This window comes from Natronobiforma cellulositropha (assembly GCF_025629245.1).
GTDB lineage: Archaea > Halobacteriota > Halobacteria > Halobacteriales > Natrialbaceae > Natronobiforma > Natronobiforma cellulositropha.
Genome location: NZ_JANZXN010000057.1, coordinates 40,838 through 47,933, shown reverse-complemented (window position 1 = coordinate 47,933; position 7,096 = coordinate 40,838). Strand labels below are relative to the sequence as shown.

Below are 7,096 nucleotides of genomic sequence, written 5' to 3'. Positions count from 1 at the left end.
TAGAATAGCGTAATTCACTGACTCGTCGAGCTGCGAAATAGTCATCAAACTGGCGAGTAGTCACCGTTCAACCTATGCATTATAATTCATCTTCGGAACCCGTCGAACAACGCCTGATCCGGCCATCCGACTCCGCGAGTCCCCACGCCCCCAGCGGAGACAGATACCGCCCTACGACGCCCCTTCTCACCTGACCACCTCACAGAGGCGACGCCCAGAGAGACGCAACTTCTTTTTGCCGACCGATACAACTCGAGGCATGGCTACCGAGGTCGACCTGGACGCAGAGCAGTACGAGAAACACCGCGAGGCGGGGCGGATCCTCTCGCAGGTGCGCGAGGAGACCGCCGAACGCGTCGACGTGGGTGTCTCACATCTCGAGATCGCCGAGTACGCCGAAGACCGCATCCGCGAACTCGGCGGCGCACCCGCGTTCCCCGTCAACATCTCGATCGACGAGGAGGCCGCCCACGCGACGCCGGCGGCCGACGACGAGTCGACCTTCGGCGAGGAGATGATCAATCTGGACATCGGCGTCCACGTCGACGGCTGGCTGGCGGACACCGCGATCACGGTCGACCTCTCCGGCAACGACGACCTCGCCGAGGCACCCGGCGCGGCGCTCGAGGCGGCGATCGACCTGATCGAACCCGGCGTCGACACCGGCGACATCGGCGCGGAGATCGAGTCGGTCATCGACGGCTACGGCTTCAACCCGGTCGTCAACCTGACCGGCCACGGCCTGGGCCACTGGGAACAACACACCAGCCCCAACATTCCGAACCGCGCGGTCTCCCAGGGAACCACGCTCGAGGTCGGCGACGTCGTCGCACTCGAGCCGTTCGCAACCGACGGCGGTGGGAAGGTCAGAGAGGGGTCGAAAGAGGAGATCTTCTCGCTGCAGAACGAACGCACCGTCAGAAACCGTGCGGCGCGTGAGGCGCTCGCTCAGATCACCGACGAGTTCCGCACCCTCCCGTTCGCGACCCGCTGGCTCGAGTCGCCGCGCCCCGAGATGGCGCTGCGCCGGCTCAAGTCCCAGGGAGTCGTCCACGGCTACCCGGTCCTCAAGGAGGACGACGGCTGTCTCGTCAGCCAGAAAGAACACACCGTCATCGTCACCGAAGACGGCTGTGAGGTCACGACGCGCTAGTCCCGGCGTGGAGTCCCAGAGCCGAGGCGGGGAGACACTCGACCCGAGAGCCGCCGACGAACCCACGGTTCGAACCCTGTACACTTACCAGGGGTGGCCGAGTACCGGCCGACGATGACGCCGGTGTTGCTCGCGGGCTTCTGTGCGTTCATGACGCTCGTCGCCGTGAGCAACGTGGCACTCGAGGAGGGCCACGACGGCGTCGACGTCGGCACGGCGGTCGTCGTCGGGTCGATTACGGCGCTCGCGTCGTTCTGGGCCGTTCTCGACGCCACCGAGACGGTCGTCGGTCCGGGTCTCGCTCTCGCACTCGTCGGCGTTGGGGGTCTCGTCACAGGGGTGTGGATGATAGTCACACACTGGTGAGGCGTCTCCCGAGTGTCGCCGGCGGCCGCGGGTCCCTCGCGAAATACCGCGAGAGCGCGGCCGAGGTGGGTGGTGATTCGTGGTGGCGAACTATTTTCAGCGAATACAGAGTCAAATGGTAGCCCTTTTACCGGGTACGCGACACCGTACGAATGTCTATGAGTTACGAGAAGGTCGAGGTTCCAGCGGAGGGTGAGCAGATCACGCTCGCCGACGAGGAGACCGGCGAGTTGAACGTTCCGGAGAATCCGATCATCCCGATCATCTACGGAGACGGTATCGGAACCGACGTCGGGCCTGCGACGCAGAAAGTGCTCGACGCCGCCGCAGAGGCGACCGGCCGGTCGATCGCCTGGATGCGCGTCTACGCCGGTGAGAGCGCTCGAGAGAAGTACGACGAGAACCTCCCGGAGGACACCGTCACGGCGATCCGCGAACACCGCGTCGCGATCAAGGGACCGCTGACGACGCCCGTCGGCGCCGGCTTCCGCTCGCTGAACGTCGCACTGCGCCAGACGCTCGACATGTACGCGAACGTTCGGCCCACCTACCACATCAACGGCGTTCCCTCACCCGTGAAATCGCCCGAGAAGATGGACATGGTGACGTTCCGAGAGAACACCGAGGACGTCTACGCCGGCATCGAGTGGGAAGCCGGCACCGACGAGGTCGAGCAGGTCCGCTCGTTCCTCGAAGACGAGATGGAGGTCGCCGACGTCATCCACGACGGGCCGGTCGGCATCGGCATCAAGCCCATCTCCGAGTTCGGCTCGAAACGGCTCATCCGCGAGGCCATCGACTACGCCATCGCCCAGGAGCGTGACTCGGTCACCCTCGTCCACAAGGGTAACATCATGAAGTTCACCGAGGGTGCCTTCCGCGACTGGGGCTACGAACTCGCCGAAGAAGAGTACGGCGACGAGGTCATCACCGAAGACGACCTCTGGGAGGAGTACGACGGCGAACAGCCCGAGGGGACCGTCGTCGTCAAAGACCGCATCGCCGACAACATGCTCCAGCAGATCCTGACGCGCACCGACGAGTACGACGTCGTCGCGACGATGAACTTAAACGGCGACTACATGTCCGACGCCGCCGGGGCACAGATCGGTGGTCTCGGTATCGCCCCCGGTGCGAACTTCGGCCACGGCCGCTGTCTCGCCGAACCCGTCCACGGGAGCGCACCAAAGTACGCCGGCGAGGACAAGGTCAACCCAACCGCGATGATCCTCTCCGGACGCGAGATGCTCGACTACCTCGGCTGGAAGGACGCCGCAGACCTCGTCCGCGACGCCGTCGAGGAGACCATCTCCTCGGGCACGGTCACCTACGACCTCCACCGCCAGATCGAAGGCGGCACCAAAGTCGCCACCAGCGAGTTCGCCGACGCCATCGTCGAGAACATCGAGAAACTGTCGTAGACGGTTTCGGGCGAGGAGATACCGCCGACTCTCGGCGGCATCGAATCGCCCTCCGACGCCACACCGACACTCACACCCGTTTTCGTGCCACATCGCTCGAGCGACTGCTCGAGCACACAGCGTCTCAGGTTCCGTGCCGAACAGCGTCGAGTCCACCAGCCGGAACCCCTGGAGAGGTGGCTCGGGGCAGGAACCGCTCGAGCGCCGCGAGCGCCTCCTCGTCGACCGCCTCTCGGTCGAAGGTGAGGTCGCGACGCCAGGCAGGCGAGCGCAACAGGACGAGGTCCGAGCCGAGGTAGTAGCCCTCGAGCGCCGACCACTCGAGGGCGTGCCGTCCGGCCCACGACTCGAAGCGGAGTCCCCGGTCGGTGACCGTCACGGAGCGCTCGGGAACGACCACGAGTGCGAGCGGGCCGCCCGCGAAGGCGACGTAGACGTACCACGACCCCTCACCGAGGGCGTAACCGAGCGCAGCACCCGCGAGCGAGACGGCGGCGAACGCGGCAGCGAGCGCGCGGAGGCGGCGTGATGGGCGGCGTCCGTCGACATCGGGGAGCGACGCCAGCGAGTCGGCGCGTCCGAGTAGCCGGTCCGCACGGCGCGTTCGGAGACCGCTGTGCAGCACGGACCAGCCACCGAGCGCGACGGACAGCAGGACGAGCGCCGGAGCGAGGACGGCGCTCGAGTGAGCGAACGCGACGACGAGCACGACGATGGCAGTCGCGGCGAACGGAACGAACGCGAAGAGCTGGTCCCGCACGGCGCTGGCGCGCTCGAGTAGAGCCGAGAGGGGACCCACGGCGCTCGCGGCTACGGCCGCGGCGAGCAGCCCCACCGTCACGAGCTGCCAGCGCGGCGTGGAGACGCCACCGGCGAGCATCGTGGCGACGAACGCGAGCGTCGTCACGATTCCGAAGACGTACGCGGAGAGACCGAGGACCAGCGCCGACTGTGGGCGTACCATACCCACGTCTCTGCGTGCGAGACCCATAACTCTCACTCGGGCTCTCGAGACGCGAGCACAGCACGCGTCCGGTCACTCGTGGCGCGTCAGCGCCTCGTCGCCGTGGCGCTCGCGCAAGGTGGCGAACGCCTCGCGTTGCTCGTGCAGGCGCGGTGTCGGCTCGTCGTAAACGAACGCGAACAACTGGTCGGGATCGCCCTCGAAGGCCTCCGCGCGTTCGATCGCGTCGGCGACCCGCGTTTCGACGCGCGTCTCGATGGCGTCGATCTCTTCGTCGTCGAGTCGGCCGGTGGCTCGGAGGTAGCGCTCGAGGCGGTCGATCGGATCTTTCTCGCGCCAGCGCTCGAGTTCGGCCTCGTCGCGGTAGACGGTCGGATCGTCGGCGGTCGTGTGCGCGCCGTAGCGGTAGGTCAGCGTCTCGACCAGGGTGGGTCGCGCCTGCGCTGTGTCGGGGTCGCGTGCCTTCTCGGCCGCCTGTGAGACGACTTCGTACACCGCCAGCGGGTCCATGCCGTCGACCTGGATGCCGTCGAAGCCGTAGGCGGTCGCCTTCTGGGCGATGGTCGCACTCCGGGTCTGGCGCTCGCGTGGGGTCGAAATCGCCCAGCCGTTGTTGTGGCAGACGAACACCGTCGGCGTGTCGAACACCCCCGCGAAGTTGAGTCCCTCGTGGAAGTCGCCCTCGCTGGTCGCGCCGTCGCCGAAGTGACAGCAGAAGACCGTCTCGTCGCCGCGGTAGTTCGCGGCCATCCCCAGCCCCGTGACGTGGGGAATCTGGCTGGCGATCGAGATGTTGAGCGGGAAGACGTTGTGGTCGGCGATGGCTTCGTTTCCGGCCTCGTGGCCCAGCCAGTAGGTGAGATACGCCGCCACGTCGCCGCGTGAGAGCACCGCACCGTGTTCGCGATACTGGTAAGCGATCCAATCGTCGGTCTCGAGCGCGTAGGTCGAGCCGACCTGTGTCGCCTCCTGGCCGGCCAGCGGCGCGTAGGTCCCGAGGCGGCCCTGGCGCTGGAGGCTCACCGCGCGCTCGTCGAAGTGGCGATACAGCCGCATATCCGCGTACATCGAGCGAAGCGTCCCGTCTGTGAGCGTCGGTTCGTAGCCGTCGAGTGGCTCACCCGCCTGCGAGAGCACCTGTACTGGCCCGTCGTCCGACTCACTCGAGCGCCCTTCTGCGACGTCCATACCGACCCCCACGGACGGGGTGGCCAAGAACCTCGGGGTCCTCGAGCGTCCTCGGGTCGTCGAGAACCGCTGGGTCAGCCGAGGCGAACGTGGACGTCCGCCCACGCAGAGAGCGTCTCGAGAACGCGCCGCTCGCGCCTCGAGAGTGGGTCGTCGACGCCGAGTTCGTCGCTCTCGAAGGCGTTCGCCACCACGAGGTCGGCGTCCGCACACCGCGCCAGGAGCGCCGACGGCTCGGCGGAGCCGTGCTGAAACGGGATGGTCGCGTCGTTGACGAACACTGCGGCCGGGTCGGCGGGCACCGACTCGAGTATCGCCGTCGCCCGCCGGGCGTTCTCGCGGGCCAGCGCCTGCGCCTCCGTGGCCGTCGCAGCCGCCGCACGCGGGGCGTGGGCTTCGAGCACGCCGGCCCAGACCGCTGGTGGATACTCGGTGAACCGCTCGAGTCGCCCGCCGAGTAGTCGGCCGTCGCGCTCGAGTTCCGGGGCGAACTCGAGGACGGCCACGCCGTCGGGTCCGCGGGTGGCGAGCCAGCGCTCGAGCGCCCGCGCGGTGAGGCGCGTCTTGCCGACGTTCGACGGCCCGGTGACGAGGACGCGGCCGGTCTCGGGGATGCGTGCAGGCATCGGTCAGCGCTCGAGGAATCTGCGGGCGTACGCCGCGAGCAGGCCGAGCGTCGCGAGCGCCATCGCGAGCGCGAAGGCGACGACGAACGCCGAGAGCGGGTCGGTCACCGTCGCGAGTTCGTCGCGGACGAACTCCGCGGCGAGGAAGGTCGCGACGGCGACGAGCGCGACACCGGCGAGGTTGAGCGCGAGCGGGTTCGTCTCGGGGACGACGTCGGGGTCGTTCGAGAGGAGGAGGATCACGACCAGGACGAACGGCGTGCCGACGAGTCCGAACGCGAGCACGAGCACGAGCAGCGGGAAGAACGCACCCTCGATGAACGCGCCGCCAGCCGAGAGCAGCGCGACGGCGGCGAGCAGCGCCCGGTAGCGCGTGTCCTCGATCGAGCGCTCCCACTCGAGTTTGTCGGCGATCACGTAGGGTGGGACGACGGTATTCCCGCCGAGCGTCGATACAGCGGCACCGAGGAGTCCGGCGAGGAACAGCCAGGTGGCGTACTCGCCGGCGACGGGACCGAGCGCTTCCGCGGCCTGTAGCTCCGTGACGGTCCCCGGGTCGACCCCGAGCGCGGGGAGGACGCTCGCGGCGACGAGGAAGATGGCGAGGCTGTAGGCGCCGAAGGCCAGCAGCATCGAGCTGCCCACGTCCAGGGTCGCGATGTCCCGGTCGCCCCGGGTCCACCCTCGGGCACGCATCGTGTAGCTCTGCATCGTCAGCAGGGTGATGTGGACGGCCCCGCCGAGGATGCCCGCGGCGACGAGGGCACCGCCGACGCCCTCCGGAATCGTTGGCACGAGTCCGCTCGCCGCCGCCGACGGATCGATCGGGACGACGAACGCGGCGGCGACGAACGCGAGGACGACCAGCGAGACCACCACCTTCGCGCCGAGTTCGGCCACCCGGTAGCCCCCGCCGGCGAGTCCGGCCGCGAGAATCACCGCCCAGGTGACGCCCCAGACACGCGGGTCGGTGAGTGCAGCCACGCCGACGAGGTCGCCTGCCATCGCCGCGCTCACGTCCGCGAGCGTCTTCATGATCACGAGCTGGGCGAGTCCCGCCGCCAGCACCACGTCGACGACGAGCACCCAGGCCCAGAACTCCCCGAGGTGGCGCTCTGCGACGCGAACCAGGCCCTCCTCGGTGAACAGTCCCAGCCGCATCGCCAGATACTGCCCGAGCGCACCGAGCACCGCCGAGAGCACGACGACCCACAGCAGCGCGTAGCCAAAACTCGCACCGGCGACGAGCAAACTCGCCATCGTCGCCGGGCCCGCCGCGATCGCACCCGCGAGCCACGTCGGTCCCACGCGGGCGAGAAACGAGCGAAGCGTCCCGATCCCCCACGACTGCGTCTCCGTTGCCATGCACCACGTTGGT

General features: G+C 68.1%; 7 protein-coding genes. 3 read left to right on the top strand and 4 right to left on the bottom strand.

The window, feature by feature from the left end:
* Positions 1-259: 259 nt before the first annotated feature.
* From map to icd, 3 genes are all read left to right on the top strand, one after another.
* The gene (gene map, locus N0B15_RS16590; RefSeq protein WP_263020827.1) at positions 260-1,153 is read left to right on the top strand and encodes a type II methionyl aminopeptidase; all 894 of its coding nucleotides are present in this window, start codon (positions 260-262) and stop codon (positions 1,151-1,153) included.
* A 114-nt stretch (positions 1,154-1,267) separates the two neighbouring features.
* Positions 1,268-1,519, top strand: a complete 252-nt coding sequence (locus N0B15_RS16585) for a hypothetical protein (protein WP_263020826.1) — start codon at positions 1,268-1,270, stop codon at positions 1,517-1,519.
* 158 nt (positions 1,520-1,677) lie between these two features.
* Positions 1,678-2,940, top strand: coding sequence for an isocitrate dehydrogenase (NADP(+)) (icd, locus tag N0B15_RS16580; protein ID WP_263020825.1), 1,263 nt, complete (start codon positions 1,678-1,680; stop codon positions 2,938-2,940).
* Positions 2,941-3,064: 124 nt separating this feature from the next.
* On the opposite strand, the gene N0B15_RS16575 is transcribed toward icd, so the two are convergent.
* The 4 genes from N0B15_RS16575 to N0B15_RS16560 form a co-directional block, all read right to left on the bottom strand.
* Positions 3,065-3,904: a hypothetical protein gene (locus N0B15_RS16575; RefSeq protein WP_263020824.1), complete on the bottom strand. Its 840-nt coding sequence runs from the start codon at positions 3,902-3,904 to the stop codon at positions 3,065-3,067.
* 72 nt (positions 3,905-3,976) lie between these two features.
* A complete protein-coding gene (gene pdhA, locus N0B15_RS16570) occupies positions 3,977-5,092 on the bottom strand; it encodes a pyruvate dehydrogenase (acetyl-transferring) E1 component subunit alpha (RefSeq protein WP_263020823.1) in 1,116 nt (371 codons plus the stop codon).
* Positions 5,093-5,166: 74 nt separating this feature from the next.
* Entirely contained in the window at positions 5,167-5,718 is a 552-nt protein-coding gene (locus N0B15_RS16565; RefSeq protein WP_263020822.1) for a hypothetical protein, read from the bottom strand.
* A 3-nt stretch (positions 5,719-5,721) separates the two neighbouring features.
* Entirely contained in the window at positions 5,722-7,083 is a 1,362-nt protein-coding gene (locus N0B15_RS16560) for an NRAMP family divalent metal transporter (RefSeq protein WP_263020821.1), read from the bottom strand.
* Between the last annotated feature and the right edge of the window lie 13 nt (positions 7,084-7,096).